Annotated in this window: 22 protein-coding genes and 1 tRNA gene; 12 read left to right on the plus strand and 11 right to left on the minus strand. The window is 66.8% G+C overall.

The annotated features are described in order from the left end of the window. Positions 1-16: 16 nt before the first annotated feature. The 3 genes from ACWPOC_RS00215 to ACWPOC_RS00225 all read right to left on the minus strand — a co-directional run bounded on the left by ACWPOC_RS00215 (position 17) and on the right by ACWPOC_RS00225 (position 1899). Complete coding sequence (locus ACWPOC_RS00215; protein WP_059382719.1) at positions 17-229, minus strand: DUF4287 domain-containing protein; 213 nt, start codon at positions 227-229, stop codon at positions 17-19. A 117-nt stretch (positions 230-346) separates the two neighbouring features. Then, entirely contained in the window at positions 347-1105 is a 759-nt protein-coding gene (fabG, locus tag ACWPOC_RS00220; RefSeq protein ID WP_016695855.1) for a 3-oxoacyl-ACP reductase FabG, read from the minus strand. Positions 1106-1137: 32 nt separating this feature from the next. Continuing rightward, a complete protein-coding gene (locus ACWPOC_RS00225) occupies positions 1138-1899 on the minus strand; it encodes an SDR family NAD(P)-dependent oxidoreductase (RefSeq protein WP_120280713.1) in 762 nt (253 codons plus the stop codon). A 291-nt stretch (positions 1900-2190) separates the two neighbouring features. Here ACWPOC_RS00225 and ACWPOC_RS00230 point away from each other — a divergent pair, with 291 nt between their 5' ends. From ACWPOC_RS00230 to ACWPOC_RS00260, 7 genes are all read left to right on the plus strand, one after another. After that, positions 2191-2793, plus strand: coding sequence for a TetR/AcrR family transcriptional regulator (locus ACWPOC_RS00230; RefSeq protein ID WP_085470413.1), 603 nt, complete (start codon positions 2191-2193; stop codon positions 2791-2793). A gap of 103 nt (positions 2794-2896) precedes the next feature. Further along, positions 2897-4180, plus strand: coding sequence for a PPE domain-containing protein (locus ACWPOC_RS00235; RefSeq protein ID WP_455407817.1), 1284 nt, complete (start codon positions 2897-2899; stop codon positions 4178-4180). Between the two features lie 5 nt (positions 4181-4185). Beyond that, positions 4186-4929: an ESX secretion-associated protein EspG gene (locus ACWPOC_RS00240; protein WP_059382715.1), complete on the plus strand. Its 744-nt coding sequence runs from the start codon at positions 4186-4188 to the stop codon at positions 4927-4929. A gap of 37 nt (positions 4930-4966) precedes the next feature. After that, complete coding sequence (locus ACWPOC_RS00245; protein ID WP_059382714.1) at positions 4967-5440, plus strand: DUF309 domain-containing protein; 474 nt, start codon at positions 4967-4969, stop codon at positions 5438-5440. Next, complete coding sequence (locus ACWPOC_RS00250; protein WP_059382713.1) at positions 5440-6060, plus strand: LON peptidase substrate-binding domain-containing protein; 621 nt, start codon at positions 5440-5442, stop codon at positions 6058-6060. Before ACWPOC_RS00245 ends, ACWPOC_RS00250 begins: the two co-directional genes overlap by 1 nt. Positions 6061-6162: 102 nt before the next feature. Then, entirely contained in the window at positions 6163-6645 is a 483-nt protein-coding gene (locus ACWPOC_RS00255) for a nuclear transport factor 2 family protein (RefSeq protein WP_455407818.1), read from the plus strand. Continuing rightward, complete coding sequence (locus ACWPOC_RS00260; RefSeq protein WP_455407819.1) at positions 6645-7475, plus strand: SDR family NAD(P)-dependent oxidoreductase; 831 nt, start codon at positions 6645-6647, stop codon at positions 7473-7475. Before ACWPOC_RS00255 ends, ACWPOC_RS00260 begins: the two co-directional genes overlap by 1 nt. Here the strand turns inward: ACWPOC_RS00260 and ACWPOC_RS00265 are convergent. The 6 genes from ACWPOC_RS00265 to ACWPOC_RS00290 all read right to left on the minus strand — a co-directional run bounded on the left by ACWPOC_RS00265 (position 7437) and on the right by ACWPOC_RS00290 (position 14482). Then, positions 7437-8471 carry an ABC transporter ATP-binding protein gene (locus tag ACWPOC_RS00265; RefSeq protein WP_455408003.1) on the minus strand — a complete coding sequence of 345 codons (1035 nt, stop codon included), beginning with the start codon at positions 8469-8471 and terminating at the stop codon, positions 7437-7439. The genes ACWPOC_RS00260 and ACWPOC_RS00265 overlap by 39 nt on opposite strands. Then, on the minus strand, positions 8468-9454 hold the full coding sequence (locus ACWPOC_RS00270; protein WP_455407820.1) for an ABC transporter ATP-binding protein: 987 nt from the start codon (positions 9452-9454) through the stop codon (positions 8468-8470). The genes ACWPOC_RS00265 and ACWPOC_RS00270 overlap by 4 nt, the downstream gene beginning before the upstream one ends. Continuing rightward, positions 9451-10356: an ABC transporter permease gene (locus ACWPOC_RS00275; RefSeq protein ID WP_455407821.1), complete on the minus strand. Its 906-nt coding sequence runs from the start codon at positions 10354-10356 to the stop codon at positions 9451-9453. Before ACWPOC_RS00275 ends, ACWPOC_RS00270 begins: the two co-directional genes overlap by 4 nt. Continuing rightward, entirely contained in the window at positions 10353-11300 is a 948-nt protein-coding gene (locus ACWPOC_RS00280) for an ABC transporter permease (RefSeq protein ID WP_016695867.1), read from the minus strand. The genes ACWPOC_RS00275 and ACWPOC_RS00280 overlap by 4 nt, the downstream gene beginning before the upstream one ends. A 66-nt stretch (positions 11301-11366) precedes the next feature. Next, positions 11367-12905 carry an ABC transporter substrate-binding protein gene (locus ACWPOC_RS00285; protein ID WP_174246972.1) on the minus strand — a complete coding sequence of 513 codons (1539 nt, stop codon included), beginning with the start codon at positions 12903-12905 and terminating at the stop codon, positions 11367-11369. 32 nt (positions 12906-12937) lie between these two features. Next, on the minus strand, positions 12938-14482 hold the full coding sequence (locus ACWPOC_RS00290; protein ID WP_455407822.1) for an ABC transporter substrate-binding protein: 1545 nt from the start codon (positions 14480-14482) through the stop codon (positions 12938-12940). Positions 14483-14759: 277 nt separating this feature from the next. Between ACWPOC_RS00290 and ACWPOC_RS00295 the strand changes: the two genes are divergently transcribed. Further along, positions 14760-14836: transfer RNA gene (locus ACWPOC_RS00295), tRNA-Met, on the plus strand. A gap of 130 nt (positions 14837-14966) precedes the next feature. Further along, positions 14967-16097 (plus strand): AI-2E family transporter, encoded by a 1131-nt coding sequence (locus tag ACWPOC_RS00300; RefSeq protein ID WP_016695870.1) that lies wholly within the window; start codon positions 14967-14969, stop codon positions 16095-16097. Between the two features lie 61 nt (positions 16098-16158). Here ACWPOC_RS00300 and ACWPOC_RS00305 read toward each other — a convergent pair whose 3' ends face one another. Further along, positions 16159-16806, minus strand: a complete 648-nt coding sequence (locus tag ACWPOC_RS00305) for a CoA transferase subunit B (protein WP_159417281.1) — start codon at positions 16804-16806, stop codon at positions 16159-16161. Further along, a complete protein-coding gene (locus tag ACWPOC_RS00310) occupies positions 16803-17549 on the minus strand; it encodes a CoA transferase subunit A (protein WP_016695872.1) in 747 nt (248 codons plus the stop codon). The genes ACWPOC_RS00305 and ACWPOC_RS00310 overlap by 4 nt, the downstream gene beginning before the upstream one ends. Positions 17550-17703: 154 nt before the next feature. Here ACWPOC_RS00310 and pcaB point away from each other — a divergent pair, with 154 nt between their 5' ends. Genes pcaB through ACWPOC_RS00325 form a run of 3 tightly spaced genes read left to right on the plus strand, consistent with a single transcriptional unit; the run spans position 17704 to position 21040 of the window. Beyond that, complete coding sequence (gene pcaB, locus ACWPOC_RS00315; protein WP_455407823.1) at positions 17704-19053, plus strand: 3-carboxy-cis,cis-muconate cycloisomerase; 1350 nt, start codon at positions 17704-17706, stop codon at positions 19051-19053. Continuing rightward, the gene (gene pcaDC / locus ACWPOC_RS00320; protein WP_120280723.1) at positions 19050-20222 is read left to right on the plus strand and encodes a bifunctional 3-oxoadipate enol-lactonase/4-carboxymuconolactone decarboxylase PcaDC; all 1173 of its coding nucleotides are present in this window, start codon (positions 19050-19052) and stop codon (positions 20220-20222) included. The genes pcaB and pcaDC overlap by 4 nt, the downstream gene beginning before the upstream one ends. Then, positions 20219-21040 carry an IclR family transcriptional regulator gene (locus tag ACWPOC_RS00325; RefSeq protein WP_120280724.1) on the plus strand — a complete coding sequence of 274 codons (822 nt, stop codon included), beginning with the start codon at positions 20219-20221 and terminating at the stop codon, positions 21038-21040. Before pcaDC ends, ACWPOC_RS00325 begins: the two co-directional genes overlap by 4 nt. Positions 21041-21042 lie beyond the last annotated feature (2 nt).

Here is a 21042-nt window from a genome sequence, read left to right on the forward strand (position 1 = left end):
GCTGCAGACGCTCTCGTCAGTCGGACTTCTGTTCCTTCAGAGTGTGCGCGACGAGAGCGTTGGCGTGCCCGTGGCCCATCCCGTGTTCCTGCTTCAACCAGTTCACGAGCTCCATGTGCTTGGCGAGATCCGACGCGCGGATCATGTTCTTCCACTCCTCGATCGGGCGTCCGTACTTCTGCTCGATCGACGGAAAATACGACTCGGGTCCCTTGACCTTCTCACTCATGCGGAGAGGTTGACCAGGGCGACCGACACGGTCGGACCGTTCGGTTCGATCCACTGAGAACGACCGCGGCGCCGCAGTCCCGGATGGGACGCGGCGCCGCGGACGTGCGGAAGAGGATCAGGCCTTCGGGCCACCGGCCACGTAGATGACCTGACCGGACACGAAGCCCGCACCCTCGGACGCGAGGAACGATGCGGTGTGGGCGATGTCGTCGACCTCGCCGATACGGCCGACCGGGATGTTGGACGCGATGTTCGACTTGAAGTCGTCGAACGACAGGCCGAGACGCTCGGCGGTCGCGGCGGTCATCTCGGTGGCGATGAAGCCCGGCGCGATGGCATTGGCGGTGACGCCGAACTTGCCCAGCTCGATCGCGAGCGTCTTCGTGAAGCCCTGCATGCCGGCCTTGGCAGCGGAGTAGTTGACCTGGCCACGGTTGCCGAGAGCCGACGTGCTGGAGAGGTTGACGATGCGACCGAACTTGGCGTCGACCATGTAGCTCTGGACGGCACGCGTCATGAGGAAGGCGCCGCGCAGGTGCACGTTCATGACGGCGTCCCAGTCCTCGACCGTCATCTTGAACAGCAGGTTGTCGCGGGTGATGCCGGCGTTGTTGATCAGGACGGTGGGTTCGCCGAGTTCGGTGGCGACCTTCTCGACGGCAGCGGCGACGGACTTCTCGTCGGAGACATCGGCGCCCACGGCGAGCGCCTTGCCGCCTGCGGACTCGATGGCCGAAACGGTGTCCTTGCAGGCGGATTCGTCGAGGTCGAGGACGGCGACCTGGTAGCCGTCGCCGGCGAGCCGCTTGGCGACGGCTGCGCCGATGCCGCGTGCGGCTCCGGTGACGATGGCAGTGCGGGGCTGTGTGCTCATAGCGTTCCTCCGTAGGGGGATGGGTGGTGCCGTCAGGTGATGGTGAGTCCGCCGTCCACGGCGATTGTCTGACCGGTGACGTAGGCGGCGGCGTCGGACGCCAGCCAGACCGCGGTGGCCGCGATCTCCTCGGCATCCCCGGTCCGGCCGAGGATGATTCGCTGCTTCATCGAGTCGAGGTAGCCGGGCTGGTACTCGTCCGTCATCTCCGTGTGGAAGAAGCCGGGTGCGATGGCGTTGACGCGGATTCCCTTGCGCGCTCCCCACTGCTGGGCCAGGTCGCGCGTGAGGCCGATGACACCCGCCTTGCTGGCCGAGTACGCGGCCTGCGGCAGGCCGGCCGTGGTGAGACCGAGGACCGACGAGATGTTGACGATCGAGCTACCGGGTTGCATCACACGGCCGACGGCCTGTGCCGCCCAATAGGATCCGTTCAGGTTGATGTCGATGACCTGCCGGAACTGCTCGGGGGTCTCCTTGGTGGCGGGGACGGCGGTGCCGATACCGGCATTGTTGATGAGGACGTCCACCCGGCCGAGTTGCTCGACCGCCCGGTCGACCATGCGCTGCGCCTGTTCGGGATCGGCGATGTCGGTCTCGACCGTGACGGCCTGTCGTCCGGCCTCCCGGACCAGCTCGGCGGTCTTCTCGAGGCGGTCGACGCGGCGTGCGGCGAGCACGACGTCGGCTCCTGCTTCGGCCAGCCCTCGGGCGAATGCGACACCGAGGCCCGAAGAGGCACCGGTGACGATGGCAACGCGGCCGTCGAGACGGAAGCGGTCGAGCACGGACATACGTCATCTCCTCGCTGTGACGGGGCCTACAGGAACTGTATAGCCGACCGCCTTCTCATCCACCAAACAGCCTGTATCCAATTTGATTGGACAGCACTGCCTTTCAGAGCCAGGTCCTATTCCTCTCTTCGGCGGATCCTATGTGGCCGCAGGCGTTGCAGCACGGAGAGGACCCCGCGCCGCACCCACCGTTACCAAGTCGATAAGCACTGGCTTATTTCTAAGCGCTCGCTTATCGTGCGATGCCGTAGCGGACTTGTCAACACAACCGGACAGAACGGAAGTGCCCTCGTGAGTGATACATGGGACGACGTCGTCGGCGGATCCAAGGCCGCTGCTCGCATCCGCACGGCCGCGATAGAGGAGTTCGCGGAACACGGCTACGGCGGCACCACGACGCGCCGGATCACTGCGCGACTCGGCATGAGTCCCGCCGCGATGTATCCGCACTACGCGTCCAAGGAAGAGCTGCTCTTCGCCATCGCCTACGAGGGCCACGCCCTCGCCCTGCAGGTTGTCGAGAACGCCGACCGCCCCGATTCCGAACCGTCCGACCGGCTCGCCTCCGTCATCGGACGCTTCGCCGCCTGGCAAGCGGAGAACCACCGGTGGAGCCGCGTGATCCAGTACGAACTGGCCGCGCTCGACCGCGACCACTACCGCACGATCGTCGGACTACGACGGCAGATCACGCAGGTCGTGCGGGGTGTCGTGGACGCCGGCCACGTCTCGGGCGAGTTCACCCTTCCGGACGCCGAAGGTGTCACTCTCGCCCTGATGTCGCTCTGCGTCGACGTCTGTCGCTGGTATCCCTCGGGCCGCTACGACGACGCCGCGACGATCAGCGACCTGTATGCCGATCTTGCCCTGCGTCTGGTCGGTGCCGTGCGTTAGCATCGTCGCCACCATCGGATCGGGGGGATCTACGTGGGCAGGGGGATATCGCGCCGCCGTCGGCTCCTCGAGACGCGAGAGCATCGAGGGGGAGCTGTCGTCCATGTCCACGAATGACAACGTCGTCGACCGACTACTGGTGTCGCTCGGGGTCGACGCCCCAGTCCCCGATTCCGTCTCCCGACGGCAGTCCAACTACGACACGCTCGCCGCGCGCATCGACGCGGGAGTCGATCCCGAATACATCGCAGCGTTCGAGAACTTCCACGGCATGGAGCACGCCGACATCCACCGGCTCGCCCAGAGCATCAATCCCGTCGCGATGACAACCCTGGCCACCGAATGGGCCGAACTCGGAAAGGGTTTCAGCCTCACCGTCGCATGGGGAACGCTGATGATCCGCAAACTCATCGGCCAGCACTGGGAGGGTCCGGCGGCCGAGGCCGCGATGGACGCGACGGTGCGATTCGGCGAATCCGCCCAACAGTTGTCCGATGCTGCACGCGCGACGTCCGAGAAACTCCGCATCGCCGCCGATGTCGGCGAGCGGGTGCGAGCGTCCGTGCCTCCACCCACGGTGAACACGTCGTCGGTCCTGTACGCGCTCGATCCCGTCGCGGGTGCTGCCGCCGCCCGGCAGGAAGAGGCCGTTCGCGCCCAGGCCGTGCGGGTGATGGAAGCCCTCTACAAGCCGTACTACCGCGATTCCGGCACGGCGGTTCCGGTCCTGCCCTCCCCGTATGCCACCACCACGAGCCGTGCCACCGAGACATTCGTTCCTCAGGGCTACGGCACACCGGGTGTCGGCGGCGCCCGGACCGCCGGCGACCCGACGGCAATCCCGGGCGGGGACGGAGAACGTCCGGCTGGGCAGACCGCCACGGAAGCGGAGAACCGTACGGACGCTTCGACGCCCGGCGAAAGCATGGACGGCCGGCCGGAAGGTTCGGATTCGGCAGGTAGGTCGGTCTCGAACGATCCTGCGGCGACCACTCCTGCATCCACCTCCCCAGCAGCGAGCGGCGCCCCGGGAAGCCCGACCGGTCAGTCGTATGGCTCACCGTCCTCCGGAGCGGGTGCAGGTGTCGGAGGTGGCCTACCGGGCGCCGGTGGCGTCGGGTCGGCCGGTGGCGCATCGCCCACGGCGGGTCCCGCTCCGCTCGTCGCGGGAGCCGCACCCACCGGTGGTGCTGCCGGCCGGCCCGGTGCCGCCGCGACTCGCGGTGCCGGTGTGCGCCCGTTCGGCATGATGCCCGGCATGGCACCCGCCTCCTCCCGCGGCGACGAGCAGGACAAACGCGCGGCCGGTTATCTCGTCACCGGCGAGAACGGAAACGAACTGATCGGGTCGCTGCCCGACACCGCTCCGCCGGTTCTGGGGGCCTGAGCTCTGTGGACCGGCATCTGACACCCGATCGATTCCTGGCGTCGTGGACAGCCGCGGGTGGCGACGAGTTCCCCTTCCCCCTGCGTTATCGCACCTCGGCGATGTGGGAAGACGAACACGCCGCGAACCTGCAGGCCGCTCGCGCGTGGCTGCACGAGACTCCCGACCCTGCCCTCGACGACGCGATGCGGAGGCTGCTGACCGGCGAGGTCGCGGTGGAGGTCTACGGCCGCTCCACCGACCCGACCTGCGAGGTCTTCGTCCGCGCCGCCGCGACCGGCGAGCAGGCCGTCCTCGCCCGCCAGGCTCCCGCCGCGGGCGACATCCGCATCACCACGACCACCGATCTCGCGGGCGCGATCGTCGGACACCTGCCGGTCGTAGCGCCGGGCCGCGAACCGGCACGCACCGCGCCGAGCCGGGACGTGCTCGAGCCGTCCGAATTCGGCGCTGTCCGTCGTCCGGCGGGTGGCACGCACGCAGAGTCGTTGCGCCGGTTGCTGCGTCGCGAACGCTCGGCCACCGGAAGCATCCGCATCCTGCGGTACTCGAACCCTGGATACACACCCGTCGCCGACATCGGCTGGTTCGACGTTGTGGGCGACGGCCGGTACCTCTTCCTCCCTGGTCCCGACCTCCGCGTCGCACCGGGCACCGTCGACGCATTCGTCCGGGAACTGTCGGCGCAGCTGTCCCGGGTGCGCAAGCCGTCGCACGAGGGTCGGAGCGGCGTCCTGCGACGGCAGTGATCCCTTCCCGAACCGGCCGTTCGTCTAGGCTGGCGACATGACGGACCGGGACCGCACACCCGACGGCAGGCCGCAGAACGCGCGTCCGCGCGACGCCCTGGGGCGTCCGTTGCCGCCGGGCGAAGAAGGCGTCGAACGTGTTCCCGAAGACATCGATCTGGATGTCGAGGAGACCATCGCCGAAGGTCAGCGCCTCCTCGACCACGGCTTTCCGTTCCACGCCCACGAGGTCTTCGAAGCGATGTGGAAGAAGGCGCCGCCCGAGGAACGTCCCCTCTGGCAGGGCCTCGCCCAGCTCGCCGTGGGACTGACGCATCTGCTCCGGGGCAACCCCACCGGCGCGGCGTCGCTGCTGAAGCAGGGACAGGCGCGGGTGCGGCACTACGAGGACGAACCGCCCTACCGGCTCGATATCGACGGCCTCGCGAGTTGGGCCGATCATCTGCTCACCGAGATCGCTCGCGACGAACCGATCCCCGCTCCCCCGACCCCGCGCCTGAGGATGCCCTGATGCCGATACTTCCCATGTTCCCGCTCGGCACCGCGCTGCTTCCCGGGTCCGACCTTCCATTGCGCATCTTCGAGCCGAGATATCAGCAGCTCGTCCAGGACTGCACGGCATCACCGGACGGCCCCCGTTTCGGGGTCGTCCTCATCGCCCGAGGACACGAAGTGGGCGGAGGCGAGCAGCGACACGACGTCGGCACCATTGCGCGGATCATGGTCGACACCGAGGTCGGTGCGGGTCGCCGCGAACTCGAATGCATTGCGGAGGAACGTATTCGCGTCACCCGATGGCTTCCCGACGATCCCTATCCCCTCGCCGAGGTGGAGCCCTGGCCCGACACCGATTCGGGGCCGGTGGATTTCGCCGCGATCACCGGACCGATGGGCCGGCTGTACGGGGTGCTCGACCGCCTCACGGGTGGCCAGGCCCCGCTGCCTCCCGCCACCACCGAACTACCGGAGGATCCGGGGGCGCGACTGTTCGCGCTCGCCCGGTACGTGCCCATGGGGGAAGCGGACCGCTACGCGGTTCTCGCCGCGCCGGGTCCGGCCGAACGCATGGCCGTGCTGCTCGAAGCGATCTCCACCGCAGTCGATCTCGCGGAATGGAAGCTGAAGGGCTGAGACGCGTGCGCCCGCCCGGTGAGTGGGAGTATCGCTCTTCCGGTCTCATGGTTGCGGGCTAGGGTCCGGGACACCGTTCGTCCCCGACCGGAAGGCACCCCGATGGACACCGTCGAACAACGGTTGGCCCGGCTCGAAGCCCTCGAAGAGATCAGGATGCTCAAGCATCGCTACTTCCGGGCGTGCGACGCCAAGGACCCGGAGGCGATGCGCAGGTGCTTCGTCGCGCACGGCGCCGACATCTACTACGGACCGGCGCTGGGCAGCTTCGACGACGCCGACGCCCTGGTCGACGTCTACTCCCGGATCGCTCTCGAACGGCTCGACGACCGCTACGTCGTGCTCGACATGCATCACGGCATGCATCCGAGCATCCACCTGAACGGGCCCGACACCGCGACCGGCGCCTGGACGCTGCGATTCCGGCAGGTGGATCTGCGTGCCCGCACCGAACGGGTCACCGCGCTCGACTACGACGACGACTACGTGGTCGAGAACGGCGAATGGAAGATCTCCCGCTGCCACGTGAAGGTGCTGTGGTCGATCCAGCGGGCTCTCACCGACGACGTGGAAGTGGTGCAGTGATGACAGAAGCAAAGGTCGCGCTGGTCACCGGCGCGAGTCGCAGCGTCGGCAAGGGCATCGCGTGCGCCCTCGGCTCCGACGGCTGGACCGTCTACGTCACCGCCCGCGGCCCCGTCGGCGCCGACGGACCACTCGACCGCACCGCGGCGGAGGTCACCGAACGCGGCGGACGAGGTATCGCCGTGCAGTGCGACCACCGCGACGACGCACAGATCCACGAACTGTTCGGCCGGATCGCCGACGAGCAGGACTCCCGCCTCGACCTGCTCGTCAACAACGTGTGGGCATCACCGCCGGGATTCGCCGGGTTCTCCGAGCCGTTCTGGAAGCGCCCGATCAGCGACTGGGACAGTCTGATCGGCGTCGGCCTCCGCGCGCACTACGCCGCCTCCGTCGAAGCCGCGCAACTGATGGTGCCGCGCAACAGCGGGATGATCGTCAACATCTCGTCGTTCGGCACCCGCGGTTACCTGCATTCGGTGCTGTACGGCATGTCTAAGGCGGGCCTGGACAAGATGGCCGCCGACATGGCCGTCGAACTCCGGGGCACCGGGGTGACCACCCTGTCGCTGTGGCCGGGACTGGTGAAGAACGAGGCCATGCTCGCCCGCGGCATCGACAACTTCGAGGGCTTCTCGCTGGCCAACGCCGAGACACCGGAGTTCATCGGGCGGGTGATCGTCGCTCTCGCGGCCGACCCCGAGGTGAACGCGCGCAGCGGTCGCACCCTCATCACCGCCGAGACCGCACTCGACTACGGCATCGTGGACGTCGAAGGCAACCAACCCGATTCACACCGGGACATCTTCGGAGGCGGGCCGTTGTTCTGATGGGTGCACGTGGCAGGCGACCTGCCCCCCTCCTGCCACTTCTGTGACAGCCGGTCGACTCTCCCGGCACACCGGCATGACCAGTGGGCAACGGGTGCTGAAGGCGCACCCTGCCGGCGGGTTCGCCGGATCGGGCAGTTCTCCACTCAGGCGAATGCGCTCTCGGCGGCGTTGCCGTGCCGGGTCCGGGACGGGGACCGCGGACAGCAATGCTTGCGTGTACGGATGCGCCGGTTCCGTGAACAGACGTTCCGTCGGTCCCCATTCGACGATTCGCCCGAGATACATCACGGCCGTGGTGTGGGCGATGTGACGCACCACCGCCAGATCGTGCGCTATGAACAGGTAGGCGATGCCCAGTTCCGCGGAGAGCTGTTCGAGCAGCGCGATGACCTGATTCTGCGTCGAGACATCGAGCGCGCTGACAGCCTCGTCCGCGATCACCAACTTCGGTTCCACCGCAATGGCACGCGCGATGGCGATGCGCTGGCGCTGTCCACCGGAGAACTCGTAGGGATACCGATCGGCGTGCTCCGCGCGCAAACCGACCTGCTCGAGCAGCCGACCGACCTTGCGGCGTCGGTCGTCATCGGAGAGATCGGTATGCACCTGCAGGGGCTCGGCGATCGCATCCCCGACCGTGTGCGAGGGATCCAACGAGGAATAGGGATCCTGGAAGACCATCTGCATATGGCGTCTGGCGGTGCGGAGTTCACTTCTGCTCAGTGCGGTCACGTCTACACCGTCGAGCACGACGGATCCCTGAGCGACATCGACGAGCCGCAGGATTCCACGGGCCGTCGTCGACTTGCCCGAACCCGACTCACCGACCAAGGCGAACGTCTCGCCAGGGAAGATGTCGAAATCGACCTCATCCACGGCGCGCACCATCTGCTTCCGGCGCGCCGTTCGGCGACCGACGGGGAACTCCACGCGCAGCCCACGCACCGTCAGCAATGGTTGCTTCGTCTCGACGGCGGCGAGTTCGACGGTCATCGGTTTCCCTCCAGCATCAGATCGGTCACCCGTGCACAGCGAGACATGCGCTCGTTCTCCAGCACGTGGAGCGGTATCACGGCATCGCATTCGTCGCGGCGATACGCACAGCGCGGTCCGAAGCGGCACCCCCTCGGCGTCGATCCGGGTGCGGGCGGAGCGCCGGGGATGGTGTGCAGGTCGCTGCGACCGTCGATGGTCGGGACCGACCGCAGCAGACCTTGTGTGTACGGGTGCTTCGGAGCCGCGAACAGTTCTTCGGTGCGGGCCTTCTCGACCACCTGTCCGGCATACATGACCACCACCTCGGTGCACAGATCGGCCACCACCCCGAGGTCGTGTGTCACGAACAGCACGCCCATCTCGAACCGTTCTGCCATGTCCCTGATCAGGTCGAGCACCTGAGCCTGGATGGTGACGTCGAGTGCCGTCGTGGGTTCGTCCGCGATGAGAAGGGACGGTTCACACGCGAGCGCCATCGCGATCATGACCCTCTGGCGCATACCGCCCGAGAACTCGTGCGGGTACTGACGCACTCGGCGGGTCGCATTCGGGATACCGACGAGGTCGAGCACCTCTACGGCGCGCGCCAGTGCCACCTTCCGGTTCACGCCCCGATGTCGCCGCACCACTTCGGAGATCTGGTCCCCGACCGTGAAGACCGGATTCAGACTCGTCATCGGTTCCTGGAAGATCATCGCGATGTCGTTGCCGCGTACGTCCGCGAGTTCGCGATCCGGCATCGTCAGCAGATCACGTCCGCGGAACCGGATACCTCCGGAGACGATACGGGACTGATTCGCCGGCAACAGTCGTAGGACGGACGAGCAGGTGACGGATTTGCCGGATCCGGATTCGCCGACGAGCCCGACGAGTTCACCGGCCGCCACATCGAAGGAGACGTCCTGCAGGACCGATGTCCAGCCGGAGCCGGTCGCAAACTCGACGCCGAGGCCGTCGACGCGCAGCAATGGTTCGGTCATCGTTCGCTCCGGTTCTCGCGGCCCACCGAGTCACGGATGCCGTCACCGAGGGTGTTGCAGGCCAGAACGGCCAGGATGATCATCAGGGCTGGAATCACCACCGGCCAGGCCGTGTAATTCCACGCTTCGCGCCCTTCTGCGAGCATGCGACCCCAACTCGCCTCGGGCGGCTGGACACCCAGCCCGAGAAAACTGAGCGACGACTCGGCGAGCAACGCGAACCCGCACGCCAGGCTGATCTGGACGATCAAAGGGGACAGCGTGTGCGGGAGTACATGCATGCGCACGATTCGCGCGGTCGGAGTGCCGATACTGCGGGAGGCCTCGATGAAGGTGCTCTCACGTACTCCGATCACAGCCCCGCGTACCACGCGGAAGAATCTGGGACCGAACACAATTCCGATCGCGATCATCGCGTTGGTGAGGTTGGTGCCCATCACGCCGACGATGGCCATCGCGAGCAGCAACGGGGGGAAGCTGAGAAAGGCATCGGCGACCCGCGAGAGGATCGTGTCCCACCAGCCGCCGAGGAACCCGGCGATCAGGGCAGGCACGACACCGATGAGCAGTCCGACCGACACCGAGATGAGCGCCGCCGAGATTGCGACACGCGCACCGTAGAGCAACCGGGACAGCGTGTCACGACCCAGATTGTCGGTGCCGAGCAGATATCCGTCGGACAGTGGAGGCAGTCGGCGTGCGGTCAGCTCCTGCACGATCGGGTCGTGCGGAGCAATCAGAGGCGCAAGTAGTCCGAGAACCGCGATGAGGACGAGAAAGACGGCAGCGACCACGGCTCCCGGACGGTTCCGGAATCGGCGAAGGAACCTGTGACGTGGGGATTCGCCGACGGCTACGATCGTGTCGCCTGCCGGCTTCGTCGAGACGGTGATGTCGCTCATGCGGCGCTCCTTGTTCTCGGATTGAGGTAGCCGTAGGAGATGTCGACGAGCAGACTCATGATCACAGTGGCGAACACACCGAAGATCACGACTCCTTGAATGGCGGGCAGGTCTCCGGAGAGCACCGATTGCACCGCGAAATCTCCGAGACCCTTGAGACCGAAGACGGACTCGATGACGGCCGTACCGCCGAGCAGGAAGGCGATCTGCATGCCCAGGACGGTCGCCGTCGGGATGAAAGCGTTCTTCAGAGCGTGCTTCCACAGGACACTGCGCCGGCTCAGTCCCTTCGCTGTGGCAGTACGAACGTAGTCCTGCTGCATCACTTCGATCATGGAACTACGCAATTGGCGTGCGATCTCGGCGGCCGCGGCCAACCCCAGGGCGATCGCCGGCAACAGCAGGTGGCTGAGCCACGGCCACAACCCCTTTGCGAGCGGGGTGTATCCGGTGGCCGGGAGGGCTCGCAGGGTCAGGGAGAAGACGAGCACGAGGAGCAGACCCAGGACGAAGTTGGGTGTAGCGACGCCGAGTGTCGACCCCACGCCGGTGGCACGGTCCTGCCAACTTCCGGGCCTGCTTCCTCCGATGATTCCTGCCGGAATACCCACGAGAAGTGCCACGACCACGGCCACCATCGCCAACGAGAACGTCACCGGCAGACGATCGACGATCATCTCCAGCACTGGGGCCTGGTACGTGAAACTCGTACCGAGATCGCCACGCACCAGTCCGAACAGGAAGTCGAAGTACTGCACGAGGACCGGTTGGTCGAGGCCGAGCTCCTCACGGACCGTCTCGATCTGCTGAGGTGTCGCCGACTCTCCGGCGATCCGGTGTGCCGGATCGCCGGGAATCAGGAAGATCAGACCGAAGGTGATGGCCGTGGCGATCATCAGCAACGGGACGACCGCCAGCAGCCGCTGTCCGATGAGTCGAAACATTCTGTGCTCCTTCGATTCATGATCCGTGTGCGATCACGGTCGCGAGGCTGTCCGTCGCGCCGTACGTCACGGGGCGGCCACTCCGACACCACGCCACTCGTCGACCACCCGATTGGGCTCGTAACCCGAGAGCCGATCCGATGCGACGGCACCGAGTTCGGCGAAGGCGATCGGCAGCATTGCCGCGTAATTCATCACCACGGCGTTCACCTCGCCGAGCAGCACCGAGCGCTCCTCGGGGTCGGTGGCGCGGTTGGCCGCTTCCATGGCTTCCCGGAATCCCGGGATCGCGTCACGGGAAGGATTCTGGGGCGAATCCTGACCGTAGAAGGAGGTCAGCAGTAGCGAGGGGTCCGCGCGGCCGACGAGCGTGGTGAGAATGGCATCGAGCTCACCGCGATTGAACGCGGGGTTGAGGTCAGTCGGCGTCATGGACCGGATCTCCATGGTGATACCGACGCGCGCCAGCTGCTCCTGCAGGATCTGCCCGATCATCTGGTTCTCGGGAAGATTGGAAACACCTGCTACGAAGGCGAATCCGTCCGGCACACCTGCTTCGTCGAGCAGCTGCTTCGCTTTGTCGGGATCGAAGGCGTATTGACCGTCGAGGGCCTCGTTGTGGGCGAAGTAGCCTGCCGGGAAGTTCTGGCTCGCGGGTTCACCGTGCCCCTCGAGCGCCGTCTCCACGACCGACTCCCGGTCCACTGCGTGGGCCAGCGCCTGTCGTACTTCGAGTTTGCCGAACTCGCTGCGAGTGCGGTTCAGGTTGAGCACGTAGTTGTTGAGGCTCGTCTGCACGTGCGTCTGCAGGCCCTGTTGTTCGGCAGGGTCGAGCGACATCGGTGTCGCCATGGCGGCGTCGAGCTGGTCGGAGGCGACCGCGTTCACGCGGGTCTGCGGATCGGTCATGACGACCCACTCGAATTCCGCGGCTTGTACCGCTTCCCGATCCCAGTAGTCGTCGCGGGCGGCGAAGCGGTACTGGGCACCCGGCTGGGACTGGACCACGGTGTACCGGCCGGCGCCCGCGGGGTCGAGTACGAGTGCGGCGTCCTTGTCGGGAGTTCCGAAAGCATTGGGGTTGACGATCATTCCCGGAAGGTCCGACAACGTGAGAACGAGTTGCCCGCCCGGACCGTTCAGGCGGAGCGCTACGGTGTGTGCGTCGACCGCCTCCACAGACTCGACGCCTGCGAGCATCGCGGCCGTGATCGAGTCGGGCTCCAGTGCGCGGCGCAGGTTCGCCACCACTGCAGGTGCGTCGAGCGGGGTTCCGTCCGCGAAGGTCACGTCCTGACGCAAGTTCAACGTCAGAGTGGATCCGTCCTCGGAGAACTCCCAGGATTCAGCGAGCCCGGGCACCGGATCCGCATTTCGATCGCGATGTACCAGTCGGTCGTAGACGAGGTTCAGCATCGTCGAGTCACTGGTGATCCGGGTCTTGTGGGGATCGAACGACGACGCGCCATACGTCGTGGCATAACGCAGGGTCGCCTGCGGGTCGATCTCTGCGGTGGCGTCGGTTGCTGCCGACGTTCCGCAGCCGGCGAGAAGCAGTGCGGTCGCGAAGGCAGCAACGACCGAGGCCAGCGATCTACGAGACATGGGATTCCTTCGTTTCTGGGGTGGGCGGCCGGTCAGGAGGAAGCGATACCGACGCCACGCCATTCGTCGATCAACAGGTTCGTCTCGTATCCGACGACCTGGTCGGAGAGCGTCGATCCGAGTTCGAAGAAGACCAAGGGCACGGTGAGGACGTTGTCCATGGCGGTTTTCGAGACCTCTCCGAGCTTGTCCCCACGGGTCTGCAGGTCGGTCTCGCGGTTGGCGGAGTCGAGCGCCTCCTGGAAGCCCGGCGCAGTGGTACGGGAGGGGTTCTGAGGCGAATTCTCACCGTAGAGCGCGGACAGCAACAACGCCGGATCGGAACGACCGGTGAAGGTCGTGAGGAATGCGTCGGCGTCCCCTCGATAGAAGGTCGGTGACGCATCCGACGGGGGCAACGGTTCGAGTTTCATCTCGATGCCGACCTGTGCAAGTTGTTGTTGCACAATCTGCGCCACCTGCACGTTCTCGGGCAGATTCAGCAGGATGGCCGTGAACGAGAATCCTTCCGGCAGCCCCGCATCGGACAGCAACTGTCGTGCCCGGTCGGGATCGTACGGATAGTCGTCGGCGAGATCCGGGTCGTACGCGAAGTAGTCCTCCGGAAAATTCTGCGTGGCCGCTTCGGCGTGACCCTCCATCGCTGTGTCCGCGATGGCCTGGCGGTCGATCGCGTGAGCGATGGCTTTGCGCACGTCGAGGTTGCCGAACTCGCTGCGGTTCCGGTTGAAGTTGAGCGCCATGTGGTCGAGCCGAAGTGCTGTCTCCACCCGAAGACCCTGCTGTTCGGCTGCGTCGATCGTCAACGGCGTGGTGATTGCGACATCGATGTCCCCTGCCGACACGGCGCTCAGACGCGCCTGCGGATCGGTCATCACGGTCCAGACGAAAGTTTCGGTGCCGATCGCGTCGGGGTCCCAATAATCAGCTCTGGCGGTGAACTCGTACTCGGCACCCGGTCGGGACTCCGCGAGGACGTAGCGCCCTGCACCGGCGGGTGTGAGCGCGAGTTGGGTGTCCTTCTCCGGACTTCCGAATGCGTCCGGGTCGACGATCATCCCAGCAAGGTCGGACAACGCCAGCACGTACTGCGCGCCCGGACCGTCGAAGGTCAGCACGACCGTGCGGTCGTCCGTTGCGTCGACCCCGACCACGCCGGCCAGCATGGGTGCCGTGATCGAGTCGGGCTCGAGAGCACGTCGGAGGTTGGCGACCACAGCATCGGCGCCGAGGGCGGCGCCACTGGAGAAAGCCAGCCCGTCACGCAGGTGGAGTGTCAGCGTGGTCTCGTCGATTTCCCACGACTCGGCGAGCCCTGGGATCGGTTGGCCGGCTGCGTCACGGTGGACGAGGCGGTCGTAGACCATGTTGAGCATGGTGGCGTCGCTCGTGATCCGCGTCTTGTGCGGATCGAACGACGAGACGCCGAAGACGGTGGCGTAGTGCAGCGGAAGCGCAGGATCACCGACTCCGGAGTTCTCGGTGGCGGTCGACCCGCATGCGGTGAGCAGCACCGCACAGGTCCCGATCACTGCTCCCAATACACGGATCGGCGACCTCCTCGACACAGCAGGCATGCCGCCCCTCTCTCGAAATTATTCGTGCGGACCGGTTTCGAGGCAGCCGTGACACGGCGACCTGGTTACGGACCGAAACTATGGGCCTGTGACGCGGCACACTCCGCAGGTCCCGCTGATCGAGATCGGCGAACCAGAGGGGGGCTTCGGAGTCGAATCGAGGGGAGGTTGTGTGCGTCGAATTCGCGAAAGTCGCACACAACTTCCCCTCGATTGGGTGGCCCGGAGGAGGGGTGGTCAGAGCACCCTCGGAAGTCGTGTATGGTTGGACATGCAACGCGGGGTGGAGCAGCTCGGTAGCTCGCTGGGCTCATAACCCAGAGGTCGCAGGTTCGAATCCTGTCCCCGCTACCACCGACCGGCCCGGACTCACACGAGTTCGGGCCGGTTCTTTTGTGTCTGCCCCTCGGTCTCGGTACCGCTCCCCCCGGCAGCGCCCACCGAGTACATTTCGCCACAGAGTCTCTGCAGAGCGGAGGGTGTGATGACCAAGCGCGCAACCGTCGCCGATCGTCCACGAACTCCCCGCTGGCTCCGGCCCACGATCGTCGGTGTTCTGCTGGCCGTCGCCTTCTATCAGATGTCGGGTTGGCTCTTCCACAACCTGAAGGGCTTCCTCGGCCTGCTGTTCCTGGCGTGGTTGTTCAGCATCACCATCGAACCGATCGTCGACCGCCTCGAGCGGTTCGGGATGCGTCGCGGCGCCGGGACCGGCCTCGTGCTGTTCTCCCTGGTCCTGCTCACCGTCGGGTTCTTCGCGGTGTTCGGCACGCTCCTGTTCGAACAGATCGCTCAGTTGCTCACCACACTGCCGGACGCGCTCACGCGCATCACCGACTGGGCGAACCGCACCTTCGACACGAACTTCAAAACCGGGGACGAGCTGCTCAAGATCACTCCCGATACGCTTCGCGATCTCGCGCAACGCTTCACGCCCGGTGTCCTCGGTGTCCTCAGCACTCTGGTCGGTGCCCTGTTCCAGATCCTGACGATGCTGCTGTTCGTCTTCTACATGTCGGCCGAAGGACCGAAGATGCGCCGGACGATCGCGAGCTGGTTCCCGGCCCGGCAGCAGCAGCTGATCGCGAACGTGTGGGAGACCTCGGTGGAGAAGGCCGGCGGCTACGTCGTCTCCCGATTGATCCTCGCCGCCGCCGCGTCGATCTTCACCGGAATCTTCTTCCTCATCATCGGGGTTCCGTACTGGCTGCCCCTCGCGATCTGGACCGGGGTGGTCTCGCAGTTCATCCCGACCCTCGGTACCTATCTGGCGATCGGGCTCCCCGCGCTCATCGCCGCGGTGCAGCATCCGCTCGACGGCGTGTGGGTGATCGCCTTCGGCACGGTCTATCAGCAGATCGAGAACTATGTGCTCCACCCGCGCATCACGGCCCGCACGGTGTCGATCCACCCGGCGGTGGCGTTCGGTTCGGTGATCGTCGGTGCCACACTGTTCGGCCCGGTGGGGGCGCTGGTGTCCGTGCCGGTGGTGGCGATCCTGCAGGCGCTCGCCGAGTCGTTCGGGCATCGCTACGAACTGATCCCGGAGGTGGGTGGGGAGGAACCGGAGCCCGACGCCCCGGAGCTCACGGCCGACAACGACGACTACGACTGAGGAACGAGAACGGGGCCGTACGCGAGATCTCCTCGCGCACGACCCCGTCGTCGATATCCGATCAGACGATCAGCTTCGCTGCCGTCGCTGCGACGACGTCCTCGGTGGTCACACCGGGCGCCGTCTCGACGAGCTTCAATCCCTCTTCGGTGACGTCGATGACCGCGAGGTCGGTGATGATGCGCTGCACGCATCCACGACCGGTGAGCGGCAGCGCGCACTCCTCGAGGATCTTCGGATCACCCTTCTTGGTGACGTGATCCATCATCACGATGACGCGCTTGGCGCCGTGGACGAGGTCCATCGCGCCACCCATGCCCTTGACCATCGCGCCGGGCACCATCCAGTTGGCGATGTCGCCCTTGGCGGAGACCTGCATCGCGCCGAGGACGGCGACGTCGATCTGGCCGCCGCGGATCATGCCGAACGACTGCGCCGAGTCGAAGTACGACGCACCGGGAATCGCGGTGATGGTCTCCTTGCCGGCGTTGATGAGCTCGGGGTCGAGTTCGTCCTCGGTCGGGTACGGGCCGACGCCGAGCACACCGTTCTCGGAGTGCAGGATGACCTCGACGCCGGGCTCGAGGTAGTTCGGCACGAGGGTGGGCATGCCGATTCCGAGGTTGACGTACTGGCCGTCCTCGAGTTCCTTGGCGACGCGTGCCGCCATCTCCTCGCGGGTCAGCCCCTTCTTCGTTGCCTGTGTCATGAGCGCACCGTCCGGTTCTCGATGCCGACCTCGACGGGGCCGACGTGTACGACACGCTGCACGTGGATGCCTGGCGTGTGGATTTCGTTGGGGTCGAGTTCGCCGGGTTCGACGAGGTGCTCGACCTGCGCGATCGTGATGCGACCCGAGGCGGCGGCCGGCGGGTTGAAGTTGCGGGCGCTCGCGCGGTAGACGAGGTTGCCGTGGCGGTCGCCCTTCCAGGCGTGTACGAGTGCGTAGTCGGCGACGATGCCGCGTTCGAGCACGTAGGTCTCGCCGTCGAACTCTCGGGTCTCCTTCGGCTGCGACGCGAGGGCGATGCCGCCGTGACCGTCGTAGCGCAGCGGAAGTCCACCCTCCTCGACGGCCGTGCCGACGCCGGCCGGGGTGAAGAAGGCGGGGATGCCCGCGCCACCGGCGCGCAGGCGCTCGGCGAGCGTGCCCTGCGGGGTGAGCTCGACTTCGAGTTCGCCGGCGAGGTACTGGCGTGCGAACTCCTTGTTGGAGCCGACGTACGACGAGATGGTGCGCCGGATGCGGCCCTTCTCGAGCAGCAGGCCGAGCCCGAAGCCGTCGGTACCGCAGTTGTTGCTGACGGTCTCGAGGTCGGTGGCGCCCTGTTCGAGCAACGCGTTGATGAGGATCTCGGGGATGCCGACCAGGCCGAACCCTCCGACGGCGATCGTGACGCCGTCGGGGATGTCGGCTACGGCCTCGGCGGCGGAGGCAACGACTTTGTCCATGTGTGCCACGATACCCTCAGGTGTACGTCATGTGAACTCCCGTCCGCAATGCGAACAAATTCGCGTAGGATCGTTGCGAGCGCAGAACGGCCGCATTAGCCTGTTCGCATAGCGTCCATCCGTCCACATAGCGAACGTTTCGGATCGGAGGTCCGTGTCTCCCTCATCCCCCGACGCCGGATATCGGGGCCCCCTGTTCGATCCCGTCTTCGGCGCGGACGAACTCGGCGTCGCCCTGTCGGATCGCGCGTGGATCGGCGCCCTGCTCGACGTGGAGGTCGCACTGACCCGAGCGGCCGCCGCACTCGGCCGCGTCGAGAACACCCACGCCGACGCCGTCGCGACAGCCGCGGCTTCCCTCGCCGAGGAACTCGATCCCGCCGACCTGGGTCGACGCTCCGCGGCGGGCGGCAACGCCGTCATCCCTCTGGTCTCCCTGCTGCGCGAGCGCGCCGACGCCCCCGCGCGGGCCGTGCACGTCGGCGCGACCAGCCAGGACGTGCTCGACACCGCGCTGATGCTGCTCGCTCGCCGCGCCGGAGGGATCGCCCTGACGAACCTGCGCTCCGCGGCCGACGGCGCAGCCCGTCTCGCCACCACCCATCGCGAGACACCGATGGTCGCGCGCACGCTCGGTCAGCAGGCGCTGCCCACCACCTTCGGTGCACTCGCAGCCGGCTGGCTCCTGTCCCTCGACGACGCCGTCGTCGAACTCGACCGTGTCCTGAGCGCCCTGCCCGCCCAGTACGGCGGGGCCGCCGGCACGCTCGCCGCCGTCCATCCCGACGGTTTCGCGTTCGCCGACACCGTCGCCGACCTGCTCGGACTCGCGCGTCCCGTCGCCCCGTGGCACACCGCCCGCACCCCCGTCACGACCCTCGCGAGTGCACTCGGTGTCGCCGCAGGTTCGGTCGCGAAGCCCGCCACCGACGTCGTGCTCATGGCGAGCACCGAATTCGGTGAGGTGAGCGAGGATGCGCCCGGCGGGTCGTCGGCCATGCCGCACAAGCGCAATCCCGTCGCGTCGATCACCGCGCGTGCCGCCGCCCGGCGCGTTCCCGGTCTCGTCTCGACGATCCTGTCGTCGACCGACCACGAGTTCCAGCGCGCCGCCGGCGCCTGGCACGCCGAATGGGAGACGCTCGCCGACATCCTGCGCCTCACCGGCGGTGCCGCGCAACAGCTCTCGACGAGCCTGAACGGCCTGCACGTCCACACCGACGCGCTCGACCGCAATCTCGCCCTCACCGGCGGAGCGATCCTCGCCGAAAAGGTCACGGCCGCACTCGCCGAACACACCGACGACGCACGCTCGATCGTTACCGATGCGGCGGTCGCCGGCAGGTCGCTCGACGAGGATCCCGCCATCACCGCCCATCTCGACCCGCAGGACGTGCGCGAACTTCTCGATCCCACGCGCTATCTCGGCCATGCCGCAGACATCGTCGACCGCGTTCTCGCCCGTCACGACAGCACGAACCGAACCACAGGAGATGCCCGATGACCGTCACGCTCAACTACGAACAGTACGGCGACCCCACGAAGCCGACCGTCCTGTTCCTCGGTTCGCTGGGTTCGGACCTGTCGATGTGGGGACCGCAGATCCACGCCCTGGCGACCGACTGGAACATCGTCGCGGCCGATCATCGCGGGCACGGCGCATCCCCTGCCCCGTCCGGTCCCTACACGATCGAGGAGCTCGCCGGTGACGTCGTCGCCCTGCTCGACTCACTCGGACTCGACGCTGTGCACTACGTCGGCCTGTCGCTCGGCGGTGCCGTCGGACAATGGCTCGCCGCGCATCACCCCGAGCGCGTACACACGCTGACACTGCTGTGCACCTCGCCGGCCTTCCAGCCCGCCCAACCCTGGTACGACCGGGCAGCATCCGTCCGCAACGACGGCTTGGCCTCCATCGCCGATTCGATCGTCTCGCGGTGGTTCACTCCCGAACTGGCCGAACATGATCCGGAGCTCGTCGCCCGCCACGTCGAGATGGTGAAGGGCACCACAGACGAGGGCTACGCCGCGTGCTGCGAGGCACTGGCGACCTGGGACGGCCGTCCCGACCTCGCCCGGATCGTCGCGCCCACGCTGGTGATCGCCGGTGAGCAGGATCCGGCCACCCCGCCGTCGACGATGCAGCAGCTGGCCGACGGGATCGCCGACTCGGACTTCCACGTCCTCTCCCCCGGCGCACACCTCGCCAATGTGGAACAGGCGGGACGGGTCACGAAGCTGATCCGCGAACACATCTCGTCGCGCGCCACGCCGTCCGCCGCGCACCGCACCGCGGTGTTCGAAGAGGGCCTGCGGGTGCGTCGTTCCGTCCTCGGCGACGCGCACGTCGACCGGTCCATCGAGTCGGCCACCGAATTCACCCGACCCTTCCAGGATTTCATCACCCGCACTGCGTGGGGCGACATCTGGGCACGCCCGGGTCTGGACCACCGCACCCGCCGGCTGCTGACCCTCGCGATCCTCACCGCGGTCGGCAACGAGCACGAACTCGACATGCACATCCGTGCCGCCCTGCGCGCCGGGATCGATCCCGACGATCTCGTCGAGGTCTTCCTGCACACCGCGGTCTACGCGGGTGTCCCCAACAGCAACCGGGCGTTCGCGCTCGGCAAGCAGGCACTCGCCGACACCGAGGGAGGCTCGGGCTCGTGAGCACTCCCGACCTCACCGCTCCCGAGGTCGTTCGCGAGAACCCTGGGGCGTCACCCGATTACGTACAATCGCTGGCGCGTGGCCTGTCGGTCATCAAGGCCTTCGGTGCGCACGCCCCGCGGCAGACGCTCTCCGACGTCGCCCGCGCGACCGGTCTCACCCGCGCCACCGCGCGTCGATTCCTGCTGACGCTCATCGAACTCGGTTACGTCCGCACCGACGGATCCCAGTTCTGGCTCACCCCACGGGTGCTCGAACTCGGCTACAGCTACCTGTCGGCATTGACGCTGCCGGAGGTCGCACGACCGCACCTCGAAGCGCTCGCCGAGAAGGTCAAGGAATCGACCTCGGTCTCGATGCTCGACGGCACCGACGTCGTCTACGTCGCGCGAGTTCCCGTCAGCCGCATCATGACCGTCACCATCACCCTCGGCACCCGCTTCCCCGCCTACGCGACCTCCATGGGACGCGTCTTGCTCGCCGGCCTCGACGACGACGAACTCGACGCCTACCTCGCACGCGCCGAGTTCGCGCCCATCACCGGCAACACCGTCACCACCGCCGAGGAACTGCGTGCCGAGATCGCCACGGTGCGACGCAACGGATACTGCATCGTCGACCAGGAGCTCGAAGAGGGCCTGCGCTCGCTCGCCGCACCCATCCGCGACGCGTCGGGAACCGTTGTGGCGTCGGTGAACCTGTCGACCCACGCGGCCCGCTACCGGATGGAAACCGTGCACGACGAGCTCGTCCCGGCGTTGCTCGCCACCGCCGGAGCGATCTCCACGGATCTCGCCCGCACCCAGACCCACCAGTGAAC

The organism is Rhodococcus sp. 5G237, assembly GCF_053764735.1.